The organism is Vibrio sp. Vb1980 (genome assembly GCF_033338615.1).
In the GTDB taxonomy this organism is placed as follows: domain Bacteria; phylum Pseudomonadota; class Gammaproteobacteria; order Enterobacterales; family Vibrionaceae; genus Vibrio; species Vibrio alginolyticus.
On sequence record NZ_JAWOSZ010000008.1, the window covers coordinates 36,830 to 53,384 of the forward strand.

General features: G+C 45.7%; 16 protein-coding genes. 14 read left to right on the forward strand and 2 right to left on the reverse strand.

The features are described from left to right. Nucleotides 1-43: 43 nt before the first annotated feature. Complete coding sequence (locus R7F64_RS13750; protein ID WP_005380951.1) at nucleotides 44-304, forward strand: succinate dehydrogenase assembly factor 2; 261 nt, start codon at nucleotides 44-46, stop codon at nucleotides 302-304. Continuing rightward, complete coding sequence (locus R7F64_RS13755; RefSeq protein WP_318071799.1) at nucleotides 273-734, forward strand: protein YgfX; 462 nt, start codon at nucleotides 273-275, stop codon at nucleotides 732-734. Before R7F64_RS13750 ends, R7F64_RS13755 begins: the two co-directional genes overlap by 32 nt. Before the next feature lie 22 nt (nucleotides 735-756). On the opposite strand, the gene nadB is transcribed toward R7F64_RS13755, so the two are convergent. Then, nucleotides 757-2,370 (reverse strand): L-aspartate oxidase, encoded by a 1,614-nt coding sequence (gene nadB / locus R7F64_RS13760; protein WP_025998529.1) that lies wholly within the window; start codon nucleotides 2,368-2,370, stop codon nucleotides 757-759. A gap of 554 nt (nucleotides 2,371-2,924) precedes the next feature. On the opposite strand from nadB, the gene rpoE reads away from it, so the two are divergent. The 11 genes from rpoE (at nucleotide 2,925) to acpS (ending at nucleotide 12,164) form a co-directional block, all read left to right on the forward strand. After that, on the forward strand, nucleotides 2,925-3,503 hold the full coding sequence (gene rpoE / locus R7F64_RS13765) for an RNA polymerase sigma factor RpoE (RefSeq protein WP_005380946.1): 579 nt from the start codon (nucleotides 2,925-2,927) through the stop codon (nucleotides 3,501-3,503). Between the two features lie 26 nt (nucleotides 3,504-3,529). Then, nucleotides 3,530-4,156, forward strand: a complete 627-nt coding sequence (locus tag R7F64_RS13770) for a sigma-E factor negative regulatory protein (RefSeq protein ID WP_005380944.1) — start codon at nucleotides 3,530-3,532, stop codon at nucleotides 4,154-4,156. Then, complete coding sequence (gene rseB, locus R7F64_RS13775) at nucleotides 4,153-5,112, forward strand: sigma-E factor regulatory protein RseB (RefSeq protein ID WP_005380941.1); 960 nt, start codon at nucleotides 4,153-4,155, stop codon at nucleotides 5,110-5,112. The genes R7F64_RS13770 and rseB overlap by 4 nt, the downstream gene beginning before the upstream one ends. Before the next feature lie 2 nt (nucleotides 5,113-5,114). Then, a complete protein-coding gene (locus tag R7F64_RS13780) occupies nucleotides 5,115-5,585 on the forward strand; it encodes a SoxR reducing system RseC family protein (protein ID WP_005384575.1) in 471 nt (156 codons plus the stop codon). Nucleotides 5,586-5,743: 158 nt separating this feature from the next. Then, nucleotides 5,744-7,537, forward strand: a complete 1,794-nt coding sequence (gene lepA, locus R7F64_RS13785; protein ID WP_005380934.1) for a translation elongation factor 4 — start codon at nucleotides 5,744-5,746, stop codon at nucleotides 7,535-7,537. A gap of 104 nt (nucleotides 7,538-7,641) precedes the next feature. After that, a complete protein-coding gene (lepB, locus tag R7F64_RS13790) occupies nucleotides 7,642-8,541 on the forward strand; it encodes a signal peptidase I (protein WP_005380933.1) in 900 nt (299 codons plus the stop codon). Between the two features lie 21 nt (nucleotides 8,542-8,562). Further along, nucleotides 8,563-9,240 (forward strand): ribonuclease III, encoded by a 678-nt coding sequence (gene rnc / locus R7F64_RS13795; protein WP_005380932.1) that lies wholly within the window; start codon nucleotides 8,563-8,565, stop codon nucleotides 9,238-9,240. After that, nucleotides 9,233-10,195 (forward strand): GTPase Era, encoded by a 963-nt coding sequence (gene era / locus R7F64_RS13800; protein WP_005380931.1) that lies wholly within the window; start codon nucleotides 9,233-9,235, stop codon nucleotides 10,193-10,195. Before rnc ends, era begins: the two co-directional genes overlap by 8 nt. Before the next feature lie 115 nt (nucleotides 10,196-10,310). Beyond that, a complete protein-coding gene (recO, locus tag R7F64_RS13805) occupies nucleotides 10,311-11,042 on the forward strand; it encodes a DNA repair protein RecO (RefSeq protein WP_006743310.1) in 732 nt (243 codons plus the stop codon). After that, nucleotides 11,039-11,773, forward strand: coding sequence for a pyridoxine 5'-phosphate synthase (gene pdxJ / locus R7F64_RS13810; protein ID WP_005384579.1), 735 nt, complete (start codon nucleotides 11,039-11,041; stop codon nucleotides 11,771-11,773). Before recO ends, pdxJ begins: the two co-directional genes overlap by 4 nt. A gap of 10 nt (nucleotides 11,774-11,783) precedes the next feature. After that, the gene (gene acpS, locus R7F64_RS13815; protein WP_005380927.1) at nucleotides 11,784-12,164 is read left to right on the forward strand and encodes a holo-ACP synthase; all 381 of its coding nucleotides are present in this window, start codon (nucleotides 11,784-11,786) and stop codon (nucleotides 12,162-12,164) included. Nucleotides 12,165-12,233: 69 nt separating this feature from the next. On the opposite strand, the gene barA is transcribed toward acpS, so the two are convergent. Beyond that, entirely contained in the window at nucleotides 12,234-15,032 is a 2,799-nt protein-coding gene (barA, locus tag R7F64_RS13820) for a two-component sensor histidine kinase BarA (RefSeq protein ID WP_033907441.1), read from the reverse strand. 192 nt (nucleotides 15,033-15,224) lie between these two features. On the opposite strand from barA, the gene rlmD reads away from it, so the two are divergent. Further along, a complete protein-coding gene (gene rlmD, locus R7F64_RS13825; RefSeq protein ID WP_025768846.1) occupies nucleotides 15,225-16,544 on the forward strand; it encodes a 23S rRNA (uracil(1939)-C(5))-methyltransferase RlmD in 1,320 nt (439 codons plus the stop codon). The last annotated feature ends 11 nt before the right edge of the window (nucleotides 16,545-16,555 follow it).

The following is a 16,555-nucleotide window of genomic DNA, read 5'->3' on the forward strand; positions in this document are numbered from 1 at the left end:
TACACTCCGCACTAACAACAAGACATCTATGAAGGAATAGTGAATGTACACTCCGGAAGAAAAAGCGCGTATTAAATGGGCTTGTCGTCGAGGCATGCTTGAGCTTGACGTAGTAATTATGCCGTTTTTTGAAGAGTGCTTTGATACTCTGAGTGAACAAGAGCAGCGTGACTTTGTTTCTTTACTTGAATGCGATGATCCTGATCTGTTTACTTGGGTAATGGGGCATGGCCGTAGCGAAAATTTAGGTCATGCAGCAATGGTTGATAAAATTGTCGCCCATAACCTCAGCAAAGTTCGTTAATTTTACTGCTTCTCCCTCTCTGACTGCCCGAGTCTTCAATGTTGTACTTTTCTTATTGATGACTTGGGCTGTTATCCTCTCTAGCATTCCGCTCGTATTATCGACTTATTTGTTATTACTGATTGTGAAGGCTTTCTCAAACCAAAGTCTTGTTCAACCTACAAGTCATGGGCATTGGTATGTGCACTGCGATGGCTCGGTTAGGTTTGATGCCCTTGAGTGTGGCGAATACTCGGAAGATATTGAGTCCGAAAAGGGTCATTTACAGCGAGTTGATACATCGGCATCACCATTCAAGATAACATTCCAATTGCAATCTGGCCGTAGTGTTACGATTTGGCGTGATAGCAGTGACGATGAGCAGTATCGTCAATTATCTTTGGTATTACGCCAATGGGAAATGAAACAGGGAGCTAATGCTCCCTGCTGATGTAATAGTTTACTCGGTAGAGTTAAAGCTGTTTAGCTGGAACCAAAATCGTTGGTCCGCTGTTTTCCAGTTGGTTCGGATAATCAAGCGTGTAGTGCAAACCTCGACTCTCTTTACGCTGCATCGCACAACGAACCATCAACTCTGCGACTTGTAAAAGGTTACGCAGTTCTAATAAGTTGTTCGACACACGGAAATTGCTGTAGTACTCGTGTGTTTCTTGTTGCAACAGTTGGATACGGCGTAAGGCGCGCTCTAAACGCTTGTCAGTTCGCACAATGCCCATGTAGTCCCACATAAACAGACGAAGCTCGTGCCAGTTGTGCTGAATGATCACTTCTTCATCACTATTGGTTACTTTGCTTTCATCCCAACATGGCACCTGTGAGGGGAGCTCAACGTTAGTGTGATGCTTTAGAATATCTTTTGCCGCAGACCAAGCATAAACCACACATTCGAGAAGTGAGTTTGATGCCATGCGGTTAGCACCATGCAGCCCGGTGTAGCTAACTTCACCAATCGCATACAAATTTTTCAGATCGGTGCAGCCATTTCTATCCACCATGACACCGCCACAAGTGTAGTGTGCAGCAGGTACGATTGGGATTGGCTCATTAGTCATGTCAATGCCCAAGTCCATCAAACGTGAATAAATGGTAGGGAAGTGTTTCGTAATAAAGTCAGCAGGCTTATGACTGATGTCGAGATACATACAGTCGGCGCCTAAACGCTTCATTTCGAAGTCGATAGCACGAGCCACGACGTCACGCGGAGCAAGCTCTTTACGTTCATCGAAATCTGGCATAAAGCGAGAACCATCTGGACGGCGCAGGTAAGCACCTTCGCCACGTAACGCTTCAGTTAGCAAGAAGTTACGTGCTTCTGGGTGATATAAACACGTCGGATGGAACTGGTTAAATTCCATATTAGCCACACGACACCCTGCACGCCAAGCAATCGCAATACCATCACCAGACGACACGTCTGGGTTAGAGGTGTATTGATAAACCTTTGAAGCACCACCTGTAGCGAGAACCACAAATTTGGCTCGCACGGTTTCGACATGCTCTTCGTTGCGGTTCCAAATATAAGCACCGATAACTTTGTTTTTATCACCGCCAATTTTGTCTTCGGTGATTAAGTCCAGAGCATTGTGACGTTCGAGAACATGAATGTTTGGATGGTTATGAGCGTTATCTTGCAGGGAGGTTTGCATCGCCATACCTGTCGCATCTGCCGCGTGAAGAATACGACGACGGCTATGACCACCTTCACGAGTTAAGTGGTAGCGAGGTTCATCGTCAGAGTCATCTTCTTCACGATCAAATGGGACACCACCGTCAATCAACCACTGTACACACTCTTTTGAATGCTCAGCAATGAACCTTACGGTCTCCTCATCGCAAATACCATCCCCGGCGATTTGCGTGTCTTCAACGTGTGAATCAATGGTGTCTGACTCATCAAATACGGCAGCGATACCGCCTTGAGCATAGTAGGTCGCCCCTTCGCTGCGTGGTCCTTTACTCAGCACCATCACCTTACAGTGGTTAGCAACGCGCAAAGCCAACGACAAACCTGCCGCGCCACTCCCTACCACTAATACATCACACTCATGTTCACGATTTGTGTTCATATAACTTTTATAATCCCAAGCTAAGGTAACAAAGTTACCTTGTGTATTATTTGCACACCATGTGCATTCCATTATCGCGACATCTGTCGCTAAGGGCTAAGTTGGGAGACCTATCGACGTCCGTGTTACTGCGGTGACTGAGCCACTCTTCTTTTTCATGCAGAGCATGAGCATGCTTCCTAAGTTATAATTTGTAACGCGGTGTTCAGATAGCCATTAGCCATGCAAATGAAAAGTAATAGTTTGTCAATGCCATTGCTTTTCAATGCTCGACCCAGCACAATCTGGGACAGAGATCATTCATTATACCCATTTCCCTCCAAGATGCTCGCTTGTCAAACTTAGACTAAAGTCAGGCAGCGGTGGTCATTTGGGTACAGACATCACACTGTGAAAAAACAATGACAAAAAACTTGAGAAACCATGGAACTTTCTCATTCACGTTAGGGTCACAATAGTGCTCAAGTAAGCAGTGGTGTCAATACTACGTTTTGCATAATTAGTACCCATATCTGAGAAGAGTAGGGGCATAACAAATAGGAGTATCCGCTCGAATGAACGAGCAGCTGACCGATCAAGTATTGATTGAGCGAGTTCAGAATGGCGATAAGCAAGCATTCAACCTGTTGGTAACAAAGTACCAGAATAAGGTATGTAATCTTATTTCCAGATACGTTAGTAATCCTGGCGATGTACCAGATGTAGCACAAGAAGCGTTTATTAAAGCTTACCGAGCTATCCCTAGCTTTCGTGGGGAAAGTGCGTTTTATACGTGGCTGTATCGCATTGCAGTGAATACTGCGAAAAATCACATTGTTGCTCAAGGGCGTAGACCTCCAGCGACAGATGTCGATGCTGAAGATGCTGAATTTTACGAAACAGGTAGTGCACTTAAAGAAATATCGAACCCTGAGAACTTAACGTTGTCCAAAGAATTGCAACGGGTGGTGTTCAGTGCAATCGAAGCTTTACCTGAAGATTTAAAAACCGCAATGACATTACGAGAGCTCGATGGCTTGAGTTATGAAGAAATTGCAGAGGTGATGGATTGCCCGGTAGGAACGGTACGATCGCGTATCTTCCGTGCTCGTGAGGCGGTGGAAAAGAAAATCAGACCTCTTTTGCAACGCTAGTACAAGTAATAACTATGGTGAAAATAATGGCTGACAAAGAAAAACTTTCAGCTCTCATGGATGGAGAATTGGTCGATAAGGCTTTAATTCAAGAGTTAGAGCAAGACCAAGAGAGCCGTGATGCTTGGCAGAACTATCACCTGATTGGTGATGTGATGCGAGGCGAAGCGCCAGCAAAACCTGAGTGGAATATTGCTGAAAGCGTGGCGTTAGCGTTAGAAGATGAACCTGCACACCGTGCGTTTGATTCGCACAGTGCAAATGTTATCTCAATTGCGGATACGCCAAAAGAGTCGCAACCAGAACCGCAAAAAGCAAAACGTCAGTTGCCAGGTTGGTTGACGCAGTTTGGTCAAGTTGCTGTTGCTGCATGTGTATCGCTTGTTGTTATTTTAGGTGTACAGCAGTACGGTGGTAGTGATTCAATGTCGCCGCAAACAGATCAATTACCTGTATTGCAGACGGTTCCGTTTGCTGGCAGCGCAGAACCAGTGAGTTTGACTCGTGAGTCTGTAGAACGTTCTGTAGGCGAGGCAAATATGCAAGAGCAGCGCAAGCGTGTTCATGCTATGCTGCGAGACTACGAATTGCAGTTACGAATTAACAGTGATGCATCTCAACAAGATGCAAATCTGAATCCGGATATTGAATGAAAAAATTTCTGATCAGCGCTTGCGCTCTGTTCAGTATGATGTCTTCTCAAGCCTTTGCTGGTGATAAGCCAGCGGAGGCTTTATTGCATCAAATGAGCGAGGCGAGTAAGAATTTAAGTTACGAACTCTCTTATATCCTTATCAAAAAGAACAGCATTGAGCCGTTGCTGTATCGTCATGCCACGCATGGTGACGATCAATATGCTCACCTTGTCTACTTAAGTGGCCCCGTGCGTGAAGTGATTCGTCGCGGAACTGAAGTAAGTTACATCGAAACGGGTTTAGAACCGTTCACCATCGAGTCAGGTAAAATGGTCGCTCCGACTATGCCTATGCTCAACACCAATATCGATGAGCTAAACTTGTATTACGACTATGTAAAAGTGGGTAGAGCTCGTGAAGCTGGTGTGGCAACACAAGTGCTGCGTATTGTTCCTAAAGACGGTCTGCGCTATTCATACGTACTATGGATCGATGAGAAGAGTAAATTGCCGTTACGTGCCGACCTTGTGGACCGCGATGGTGAGATGCTTGAACAATATCGCACTATTTCTTACACGGTAAACCCAAAAATCGCAGAGTTAATGAGTGGCCTGCAAGATGTTCAATTACCTGCTGTTCTCACCATGCCAAAAGGCGATATTGGGACCAGTAATTGGCAGGTTGGTTGGATCCCTGAGGGTTTCGAGCCGAACGAGCTCAACCGCTATCGAATGGCCGTTACTAATCAAATGGTGGAGAGCCAGCTGTATTCTGATGGTCTGTTTAGCTTCTCTGTTTACGTAGCAAACAAAGATGAGCATTCGTTAAAAGGGCAGTTGGTTCGCCAAGGCAGAAGAACGCTACACAGTTTTGTGAGCGGTCAACATGAAATCTCTGTTGTAGGAGACATTCCACCGACCACAGCACAGCGTATCGCCCAATCTGTCACATTTAATGTAACAAAGAGTAAATAACAATGATGACCGCGTTGGCTACCGTGACAGACGTGCATCGTCGCGGTAAGCAATACGAAATTGATTTAAGTTGCGAACAGCAGACCAGTTGCAGTAGTTGCTCTTCACAGAAAAGCTGTGGAACGGGCGTTGTTACTAAAGCCATTGGTAACAAGAGTTTATCTTGGCACCTGCGCACGGATAAATCGGTGAAAATAGGTCAAGTCGTCGAGATTGGTTTTCCTGAGTCGAGCCTAATAAAATCAGCAATGGCGGTTTATTTACTGCCATTGTTTGGTTTGATTATCGGTGCGATGTTTGGTCACTTCCTATTAGCGCCGCTGACAGCCGGCGGGGAAGGCATCATCATATTGGCATCGGTATTGTTTGCCGCTGGTGGAATGTGGATCGCAAAACGTGTTTCTCGTCCGTTAGAAGATGAATCTAAGCGCCAAGTTACCCTCGTTCGGGTACTTGGAGAGCCAATCCAGTAAGTGCTGTCCCCCTCCACTAAAGGTTATTTGGGTATGTACTTTAAATTACGTGCGCCCGTTAACGAAATTCGGTAGAATCTGCCAACTTGATTGAAATGCCGTCAGTAGATGGCGTTTCTTACTGTCCCTATTTGTAAAGAGTTAGTCACCCTAAATCTATGAAGCACATTCGTAACTTTTCGATTATCGCCCACATCGACCATGGTAAGTCGACCCTATCAGACCGTCTAATCCAAGTTTGTGGCGGGTTAACCGATCGTGAAATGGCCGCACAGGTTCTGGATTCTATGGATCTTGAACGTGAGCGTGGCATCACCATCAAATCTCAGAGTGTGACGCTAAACTACACCGCTAAAGACGGTGAGACGTATCAGCTGAACTTCATCGATACTCCGGGGCACGTTGACTTTGCATATGAAGTATCACGTTCTCTAGCGGCTTGTGAAGGTGCGCTATTGGTTGTGGATGCGGGTCAAGGTGTTGAAGCTCAAACACTGGCTAACTGTTACACCGCGATCGAAATGGATCTAGAGGTTGTGCCAATCTTGAACAAGATTGACCTACCAGCAGCCGATCCTGAGCGTGTAGCGGAAGAAATTGAAGAAATCGTTGGTATCGATGCAATGGAAGCAACCCGCTGTTCTGCGAAGACAGGCATTGGTGTTGATGACGTTCTAGAGAACATTGTGTCAGCGATTCCAGCACCGGAAGGTGATCCAGATGCGCCACTACAAGCGCTGATCATAGACTCATGGTTTGATAACTACCTTGGCGTTGTTTCTCTAGTGCGTATTAAAAACGGCGAACTGAAGAAGAACGATAAGATCAAAGTGATGAGTACGGGCCAAGTTTGGGGTGTAGACCGCCTTGGTATCTTTACGCCAAAACAAGTAGATACCGATACCCTTCGTACTGGTGAAGTAGGTTGGGTTGTTTGTGGTATCAAAGACATTCTTGGTGCCCCTGTTGGTGATACGCTGACTCTAGCGAAGAATGGTTGTGATAAACCGCTACCTGGCTTTAAGAAAGTTAAACCTCAGGTTTACGCAGGTCTGTTCCCTGTATCTTCCGACGATTACGAAAACTTCCGTGACGCACTAGGCAAACTAAGCCTTAACGACGCATCGCTATTCTACGAGCCAGAAAACTCTGCGGCACTTGGCTTTGGTTTCCGTTGTGGTTTCCTTGGCATGTTGCACATGGAAATCATCCAAGAGCGTCTAGAGCGTGAATACGACTTGGATCTTATTACCACAGCACCAACGGTAGTTTACGAAGTTGAGAAGACAGATGGCGATCTGCTGTATGTTGATAGCCCAGCAAAACTACCAGCGATCAATGACATTGAAGAAATTCGTGAACCGATTGCACGTTGTAATATCCTTGTGCCTTCAGAGTACCTAGGTAACGTAATCACTCTGTGTGTTGAAAAGCGAGGCAGTCAAGTTGATATGGTTTACCACGGTAACCAAGTCGCTGTGACTTACGATATTCCAATGGCTGAAGTGGTACTGGATTTCTTCGATCGTCTGAAATCAACATCACGCGGTTACGCATCTTTGGATTACAACTTCCAGCGTTTTGAAGCTTCGAACATGGTACGTGTAGACGTTCTTCTTAACGGTGACACTGTTGATGCATTGGCGATGATCACACACAAAGATCAGTCTCAGACTCGCGGTCGTCAGTTGGTAGAGAAGATGAAAGAATTCATCCCTCGCCAAATGTTTGATATCGCAATCCAAGCGGCAATTGGTAACCACATTATCGCTCGTTCAACGGTAAAACAGTTGCGTAAGAACGTTATTGCGAAATGTTACGGCGGTGACGTAAGTCGTAAGAAGAAACTTCTGAAGAAACAGAAAGAAGGTAAGAAACGCATGAAGCAGATCGGTAACGTTGAGCTGCCTCAAGAAGCGTTCCTAGCCATCCTTCACGTAGGTAAAGACTAAAGTTGAACTTTGTCTCACACTTGTCGGTCTTAAGACGTTAGATATTAAAATAAGTGAAAGGGTTTCGGCTCTTTCACTTTCGTATTTTTAGATAAGGGAATTTAATGGCGAATACATTCTCACTGATGTTGGTTATTGCGACTTTGGTAACTGGCGTGGTTTGGCTATTGGAAAAGCTGGTTTTCGCGAAAAAGCGTCAGGAAAAACTGGCTGAGATTCAAGCTCAGACGTCTAATGGTTTGGATGCAGTGACCTTGCAAAAAGTTGAGCGTCAGCCTTGGTGGGTTGAAAATAGCGTCTCTATTTTCCCTGTGATCGCGTTCGTTTTAGTATTACGTTCTTTTATCTACGAACCATTTCAAATCCCATCAGGCTCAATGATGCCTACCTTGCTGGTTGGCGATTTCATTTTAGTTGAGAAGTACGCGTACGGTCTAAAAGACCCAGTATGGCGTACTCAGCTAGTGGAAACTGGTAAGCCTGAGCGTGGTGATATCGTGGTATTTAAATACCCACCACAACCAAGTGTGGACTACATTAAGCGTGTAGTTGGTTTACCTGGTGATATCGTGCGTTATTCAAGTGATAAGCAGCTTTGCGTGCAAAGCCAAGGCGAATCGGCATGTAAGCCAGTTAAACTGAGCAATGTTGAAGAAAGTCAGTTTAGCTCGAACGGTATTCCAATGATCCAACTGGATGAAAAATTGGGTAACGTTGAGCACAATATTTTGGTTAACCCTCTTGTGCGTAACCGCGTGGAGCAATATTTCCCACGCAGCGGCACGACAGAGTGGGTTGTACCACAAGGTCAGTATTTTGTGATGGGTGATAACCGTGACAACAGTGCTGACAGCCGTTACTGGGGCTTTGTTCCAGAAGCAAACTTAGTCGGTAAAGCTGTCGCGATCTGGATCAGCTTCGAGTTTGATCGTGGCGCAGATAGTGTTCTACCTTCATGGATTCCAACTGGTGTGCGTTTTAACCGCATCGGTGGCATTCACTAACCATTCAAATATCGAGAGAGTATGAATTCTCCAATTGATAAACTAGAGAGAAAGCTCGGCTACCAGTTTCAAGATGCCGGGCTTATCAATTTGGCGCTGACGCACCGCAGCGCCAACAGTAAGCACAATGAACGTCTTGAGTTTCTGGGCGATTCAATTTTAAGTTTTGTCATCGCTGATGATCTGTACCATCGTTTCCCAAAAGTGAACGAAGGTGACATGAGCCGCATGCGTGCTACTTTGGTTCGCGGACATACATTGGCGGAACTGGGTCGTGAATTCGATCTAGGAGATTATTTAAAATTAGGTCCAGGTGAATTGAAGAGTGGCGGTTTTCGCCGAGACTCTATTTTAGCCGATGCGGTTGAAGCCATTATTGGCGCAATTTACCTAGACAGTGATCTTGAAGTTGTGCGAGGCATTGTACTGAGTTGGTATCAGTCACGCCTTGAAGCCATTAAACCAGGCGTTTCACAGAAAGATCCGAAAACTCGCCTACAAGAGTTCCTACAAGGCAGAAGAAAACCGCTGCCTGTCTACACAGTGACTAATATTAAAGGTGAAGCGCACAACCAAGAGTTCACGGTTGAGTGCGAAGTAGCAGGTGTGGATAAGCCTGTAATCGGTAAAGGCACCAGCCGCCGCAAGGCAGAACAAGCGGCTGCTGAAACAGCACTTGAGCAATTAACAAATGGCTGATAACGAATTCGATATCGATGCGTTTTTCGCATCACAAGGTGAGCCAAGCTCGCCAGAAAACCAACACTGTGGCTTTATTGCTATTGTTGGTCGTCCAAACGTAGGTAAGTCGACACTTTTGAACAAGATTTTGGGTCAGAAGATTTCGATCACCTCTCGTAAGCCGCAAACGACACGCCACCGTATTATGGGTGTGGATACGGACGGCGATTACCAAGCGATTTACGTCGACACGCCTGGACTTCACATTGAAGAAAAGCGTGCGATCAACCGTTTGATGAACCGTGCTGCTAACTCGTCATTGAGTGATGTAAACCTTGTGTTCTTCTTAGTCGATGGTACGCATTGGACTAAAGACGATGAGATGGTACTGACCAAACTTCAAAAATCGAACTTCCCAGTTGTGCTTTGTGTAAACAAAGTCGACAACGTACAAGATCGTAACGACGTGATGCTACACATGGCGGAGATGTCGAAGAAGATGGACTTCGTGGATGTTGTGCCAATCTCTGCCAAGCAAGGTAAGAACATTGACGTACTACGTAAGCACGTGCGTAATCACTTACCTAAAGCAACGCATCACTTCCCAGAAGAATACGTGACTGACCGTTCTCAGCGTTTTATGGCGTCTGAGATTGTGCGTGAAAAGCTGATGCGCTTTACTGGTGAAGAGCTGCCATACTCAGTAACGGTTGAGATTGAACGTTTTGATTACAACCCAGAAACCGACGGTTTCCACATCAATGCCTTGATTCTTGTTGAGCGTAATGGCCAGAAGAAAATGGTGATTGGCAAAGGTGGCGAGAAGATTAAAACCATTGGTCGCGAAGCGCGTTTAGATATGGAAGAATTGTTCGGTCGTAAGGTTTACCTAGAAACTTGGGTAAAAGTGAAATCTGGCTGGGCAGACGACGAACGAGCGTTGCGATCGTTGGGTTATATAGACGATTTATAATCTTGGCTGCGAAGGTGCTTCGCTCCAACATCGATGAAAAATCAGTATCGATTAAAATAAGGAGCCGCTCGGCTCCTTATTTTTTATTTCACACTTTTTAGGCACAATGACTTAGATGAGTAATCTGTCTTCCGAAGGTTTACAGCGCTGTTTTGTATTGCACCGACGCCCTTACAGTGAATCGAGCTTAATCCTTGATGTATTTAGTGAGGAATATGGCCGAATGACTTTAATGGCCAAAGGCGCGCGCAGTAAGCGTTCGAACTTAAAAGGCGCATTGCAACCTTTTACCCCGCTATTACTTAAATGGTCGGGGAAAGGCTCAATGAAAACTTTGCGTCAAGCCGAGCCGATAAGTCTAGGTTTGCCGTTAACGGGCATTAATCTCTACTCAGCCATGTACGTCAATGAACTGATTGGCCGTATTTTGATGGCTGAAGTGCCGATGCCAGCACTATTTCATGATTATTTGCATGCGTTAACCGAGTTGGCGCACAACGAGAACCCTGAGCCTGCACTGCGTCGTTTTGAGTTAGCCTTGCTGTCTTCGATGGGGTATGGCGTGGATTTTTTGCATTGTGCAGGTACCGGCGAGCCCGTCGACCCAGAAATGACCTATCGTTACCGGGAACAGAAAGGGTTTATTGCTTCTGTTAGGCGCGATAACCTCACGTTTTTAGGGAATGAACTGATTGCTATCAGTGAGCGGCGGTTCGTCACTAAAGAGCAGCTAAAAGCGGCAAAACGCTTTACACGTATAGCCTTAAAGCCGTATCTTGGCGGCAAACCTTTAAAAAGTCGTGAATTTTTCATTCAGACCCCCAGAGCACGGAGTAACGGAAAATGAGCTCAATTTATTTAGGCGTCAATATCGACCATATTGCCACTCTACGTAATGCACGTGGTACAAAATACCCAGATCCTGTTCACGCTGCCGAAATTGCTGAGCGTGCAGGCGCGGACGGTATCACTATCCACTTACGTGAAGACCGTCGCCATATTTTGGATCGTGATGTACGTATTCTGCGTGAAACCATTCAAACGCGTATGAATCTAGAGATGGCAGTGACGGACGAAATGGTTGAGATTGCGCTGCAAACTAAACCAGAGTTTGTGTGTTTAGTGCCTGAAAAGCGTGAAGAACTGACGACGGAAGGTGGCTTAGATGTAGTAGGGCAGCTTGAAAAAATTAAAGCTGCGACGAAAAAGCTGACAGATGCAGGCATCAAAGTTTCGCTCTTTATTGATGCTGACCGTCAACAGATTGAAGCTGCGAAAAAGTGTGGCGCTCCGTTTATTGAGCTACATACTGGCCATTATGCAGATGCGACGACAGAAGACGAGCAACAAGCTGAACTGAAGAAGATTGCCGCTGGTGCTAGTTATGCACATGATCTAGGTATTATTGTTAATGCCGGGCATGGCCTGACTTATCACAATGTCGCACCAATTGCTGCATTACCAGAAATTTACGAACTCAACATTGGTCACTCAATCATTGGTCGCGCGGTATTTGATGGTTTAAATAAAGCGGTTGCTGACATGAAAGCATTGATGATTGAGGCTCGCCAGTCATAGGGCTATCTAGATGGCGATTATAGGGTTAGGGACCGACATTGCAGAAATTGAGCGTATTGAAAAAGCGTTAGCTCGTAGTGGTGAACCTTTTGCTCAGCGGATTCTTTCAGAAGAAGAAATGGCCAAATTCTCACAGCTTAAGCTGCAAGGTCGTTATCTTGCTAAGCGCTTTGCTGTTAAAGAAGCTGCCTCAAAAGCATTGGGGACAGGGATCGCAAAAGGGGTCACGTTTCACGACTTTTCCATCTCGAACGATGAGCTTGGAAAACCAGTACTCGCATTGACGGGCACAGCCAAGCAAATAGCGGATGCGATGGGTGTTAACCACATTCACCTGTCCATTTCCGATGAGCGTCATTACGCTGTGGCGACGGTCATTTTTGAATCCTAGCTTGTAAGTCTTAAACAAAATACTAAAAAGCCAGAGCATTTGCTCTGGCTTTTGTTTCTCTTCAATAGATCACTGTTCAAGGTATAACTTTGCGGTTGTTGTTACTTTAATCATTTCATCTTGCAGCTCGAACATTTCAGGCTCAACCTCCTCAAGACTGATCCCTGAGCGCAGTGCTTGCTCAAGCGTCGCACAGAGTGACTTCAGTCTTGGAACGCCACAATATGAACTACTGCCGTGCAGCTTATGGATGACATGAATTAGGTCATCACGAGAGATATCTTCTTGCTCCAGAGCTTGGTCAACGACTGCTTCTACTTCAGGGATGAACTCAATCAACATGCGTAGCATGTCTTTAGCGAGATCCTCTTTATTCGCGCTCTGTTTCAAGGCTGCTTGCCAATCAATAATCACATCCTGCTGAGGCGAAGAAACGGATTGTGGTGCGCTTCCTTCAGGTTCATCAACGTATGAAGGGGCGACTTTGCCAATGCTCTCTGTACAAGCATTTGGGTTCCAGTGAACCAAAACCTGTTGTAGCACATGCTCTTCAATAGGTTTGGTCAAGTAGTCATCCATTCCTGCCGAGAGCAAGCGGTCTCGTTCCCCTGCCATGGCATGTGCCGTTACCGCAATCACTGGCGTGTCTTTATTTAGCTCCAACTCTTTAATGTGCTTACAAGCGGTCACCCCATCCATTTGTGGCATTTGAATATCCATGAAGATTAAATCGTACTTTTTCTCTGTCGCCAGGTTCACCGCTTGCTGGCCATTGCTACAGGCGGTGACGGTTTCTACTCGTTCGCGGAGCAGTGCAGAGATCAGCTTCAAGTTTGCAGGGTTGTCATCCACTGCTAGTACAGTGAGAGGTAAACGGTCCCCTTCGCTTGGCGTAATTGGAGCGCTTAATACCGGTGGCGATTCTACATGTTCGCTAATCAGGCTTTGTAGCAACTTACGGCGAGACAATGGTTTCGTCAGGCACTGGACGTGATGCTCTGTCATTATTTGGTCCGCAAGCGCCAATTCGGTACTCGGTGTCCCTAGGAGAACACTCGGAGCCATGCGTTTCGCTTGTTCTATCCAAGGTGTAATAACTTCCGCATCGTGAGTCTGGTTGGCCGCTAAATTCAACAGTACATAATCATATTGTTCTTCGTTGTTTGGTAGCGAAGAGCGGTAGGTTACTAAAATACCCTCCTGACTTAGAATCTGTTGGGTTACGGATGCGGCTTGCATGTTTGGTTCAATCAGCAGTAACTGCTTCCCAGTCAGAAGTTCCACTTCAATCAGTTCGCTCATTGGCATCTCGGTTGAGTGCAAGCGCACCGTAAACCAGAAGGTTGAACCTTGGTGTAGACGGCTGGTTAAACTGATTTCGCCGCCCATCTGGCTCACCAGTTTCTGAGTGATAACCAGACCAAGACCAGTACCGCCGTAACGACGTGAAATACTTGCATCTGCTTGGCTAAAGGCTTGGAACAACTGCGCTTGCTGACGCTCAGAGATACCAATACCGGTATCACGCACCATGAATTGCAGTTCGACGGAGTCTCCTGATTGAGAGCGCATTTCTACGCTAACATCAATGTTGCCTCGCTCGGTAAACTTGATTGAGTTACCGACTAAGTTCGTCAAAATTTGCTGGATACGTAGTGGATCCCCAACTAAACCTGGTGGAATTTTAGGGTCCACTTTTAGGGTGATTTCTAACCCTTTCTCATGTGCACTTGTGGCTTGTAGGTTAATTACCTCTTCTAAACTTTCTCGGAAATCAAAAGGAATGTTTTCGAGTGCCAGCTTACCCGCTTCAAGTTTCGAGAAGTCGAGAATGTCATTGATGATATTCAGCAGGTTGTTCGCCGATTTCTCAATCGTCTGTAGGTAATCCGTTTGGCTGTTAGAAAGCTGCGTTTTAAGCATTTGACGAGTAAAGCCAATCACCCCATTGAGCGGAGTACGCAGCTCGTGCGACATGTTCGCCAAGAACTCTGACTTAACCCTGGCCGCTTCTTGCGCGCGTTTCTTCGCGATATCCAACTCAACGTTCTGAATTTCTAGCTGCTCAAGCGTTTCACGTAAGTCGGACGTGGCTTGGTCTATACTGTGCTGCATCTCCACGTGATATTCTGATAACGATACCGCCATGGCGTTGATGCCATTTTTTAGCTGGTCTAACTCACCGTGCATTTTGCCTTCGATACGCACATCCAGATGACCACGGCGAATGCGGTCAACGACATTCTTCATGTGGGTGATAGGTTGGGTCACATCGTGCATTAGACGTGAAGCAAACACACTTGCTAAGCCAAGACCGAGAACCAGAACTAAAAAAGCAGAGAAGACTTCTTGATACTGTTGCAGCCTCAAGGAGGAGAGATCTAACTCGACGGCGATGTAACCAATCGCTTTTGTGCCTTGGCTTTCGTTCGACAACTCCGCTAAGTAGTGACCTTCTGACAAAATGGGGACACGCAATATCAGTGAGTTTTCGTAGATTTCCGAATTACCCAGTTGCGGGATCGGTTTATCTTTGGGAAACATCAAGGCTTCAAAATTAGGATGAAAGTTAGAGGTCACAAAGAGCTCATGATGTTCATCAAATACCGCGATACTACGAACCAGTTTGGAGTTTTTGCGGTGCGCGTAGCTTATCAAGCGACGTACCGCCTCTCGGCTTTCTGATAGTAGATGAGTTTCACTGGCAATCGCCAGCGGCTCAATAATGCTGTTACCAGTGGTGATAACTTGTTTCTCAAGGTCTTGGTAGCGGTTAAATGAGAAAAAGCCGCTCAGTAATAAACCAATAATGAGAGTGGGAGCGAGAGTTAGTGTAATTACACGTGCTCGTAAGCCATATCTGGTCATGTTATCTAATTACATCGGAGTCTGGATATGGGAAAATAACGCATTATTTCTCAAGCGCACGATAAAGCCTTGAGCAAAGAAGTGACGTCACCGAATAAACGGTAAGCATAATCAAGTCACTCGAATCACACAACGGCTGCAATCAAGAATAGTGAAGCCGAAGAGCAATTACACATAAATCAGGCATAGAGCATGGCACGCATCTTTCAACCGAAAAAGAAAACCCAACTCAATACTCGGCACCAAGCAGTGCAAGTAGAGCGTTTAGATCACCACGGCGCAGGCATTGCTTACCTCAAAAAGAAGCCATTGTTTATTGATGGAGCACTGCCGGGTGAGGAGGTGGTCACTCAATTGGTGGAAGAAAAGAGCAAATACGCTCGCGGTAAGTTGATTAAAATCCTTAAGCCGAGTGAAGCTCGTGTGGAGCCATTTTGCCCACATTATCATGAGTGCGGTGGCTGTGATTTGCAGCATCTAGATTATGACCAACAATTGACGTACAAACAGCAAACGTTGCGTCAGCTAATGCGAAAATTTTCAGGCAGTGACATTGAACTAGATGCCCCGTTATTGGGATATTCGCAGGCCTACCGTCGCCGTGCGAGAGTGAGCTTGTTTGTTGATAAAAAAACACGTCAGCTACATTTTGGTTTCCGTAAAAAGCAGAGTAAGCAAATTGCGCAAGTGACCGATTGCCCAGTGCTGGCACCGGAACTGAATGTTTTGCTGCCAGAGATTTACTCAGCCCTAAAAGCGTTCAAAAAGCCGGAACAATTAGGTCATGTAGAGCTGGTACTTGGTGATAATGGGCCGTGTATTACGCTGCGCCACTTGAGCGCTCTGACAACGAGTGAAACTCAATCTCTAACGGAGTTGGCAAAACGTCATGGCGCATCGTTGTACTTAATGCCATCGACAGAACAATTAGACCTTATCGAAGGCGATATGCCTTTTTATCAAGAAGTTGGAGTGAAAATCCCTTTTGCACCAAATAACTTTATTCAAGTAAACCAAGGTGTAAACCAACAAATGGTCAAACAAGCGGTTGAGTGGTTAGACCCACAAAAGAGTGACCGAGTGTTAGATTTGTTCTGTGGTTTAGGCAACTTTAGTTTACCAGTTGCGAAATTAGCTAAGTACGTGGTTGGAGTAGAGGGTGTTGCAGAGATGGTAGAAAAAGCCACAAACAATGCATCTTTGAACCAAATCAATAACGCGCAATTTTATCACGCTAACCTTGAGCAAGATTTTGAAGGCCAAGCCTGGGCCGCAGAGCGGTTTGATAAAGTATTATTAGACCCGGCACGCGCGGGAGCGAGTGGGATCATCGATCAAGTTTCTGAGCTTGGCGCACAGCGTGTAGTTTATGTTTCTTGTAATCCTGCTACCCTTGCTAGGGATAGTCAAAGCTTGATAGAGCAAGGCTATAAATTAACGAAATTAGGTATGCTGGACATGTTCCCTCATACCAGTCATCTAGAATCGATGGCATTGTTTGAAAAGTCCTAACTTTAGGACTT

Bases quoted from the DNA above. Each gene is read 5' to 3' on its own strand.
- R7F64_RS13750 (WP_005380951.1), top strand. From the start codon at position 44: ATGTACACTCCGGAAGAAAAAGCGCGTATTAAATGGGCTTGTCGTCGA.
- nadB (WP_025998529.1), bottom strand. From the start codon at position 2,370: ATGAACACAAATCGTGAACATGAGTGTGATGTATTAGTGGTAGGGAGT.
- rpoE (WP_005380946.1), top strand. From the start codon at position 2,925: ATGAACGAGCAGCTGACCGATCAAGTATTGATTGAGCGAGTTCAGAAT.
- R7F64_RS13770 (WP_005380944.1), top strand. From the start codon at position 3,530: ATGGCTGACAAAGAAAAACTTTCAGCTCTCATGGATGGAGAATTGGTC.
- rseB (WP_005380941.1), top strand. From the start codon at position 4,153: ATGAAAAAATTTCTGATCAGCGCTTGCGCTCTGTTCAGTATGATGTCT.
- R7F64_RS13780 (WP_005384575.1), top strand. From the start codon at position 5,115: ATGATGACCGCGTTGGCTACCGTGACAGACGTGCATCGTCGCGGTAAG.
- lepA (WP_005380934.1), top strand. From the start codon at position 5,744: ATGAAGCACATTCGTAACTTTTCGATTATCGCCCACATCGACCATGGT.
- lepB (WP_005380933.1), top strand. From the start codon at position 7,642: ATGGCGAATACATTCTCACTGATGTTGGTTATTGCGACTTTGGTAACT.
- rnc (WP_005380932.1), top strand. From the start codon at position 8,563: ATGAATTCTCCAATTGATAAACTAGAGAGAAAGCTCGGCTACCAGTTT.
- era (WP_005380931.1), top strand. From the start codon at position 9,233: ATGGCTGATAACGAATTCGATATCGATGCGTTTTTCGCATCACAAGGT.
- recO (WP_006743310.1), top strand. From the start codon at position 10,311: ATGAGTAATCTGTCTTCCGAAGGTTTACAGCGCTGTTTTGTATTGCAC.
- pdxJ (WP_005384579.1), top strand. From the start codon at position 11,039: ATGAGCTCAATTTATTTAGGCGTCAATATCGACCATATTGCCACTCTA.
- acpS (WP_005380927.1), top strand. From the start codon at position 11,784: ATGGCGATTATAGGGTTAGGGACCGACATTGCAGAAATTGAGCGTATT.
- barA (WP_033907441.1), bottom strand. From the start codon at position 15,032: ATGACCAGATATGGCTTACGAGCACGTGTAATTACACTAACTCTCGCT.
- rlmD (WP_025768846.1), top strand. From the start codon at position 15,225: ATGGCACGCATCTTTCAACCGAAAAAGAAAACCCAACTCAATACTCGG.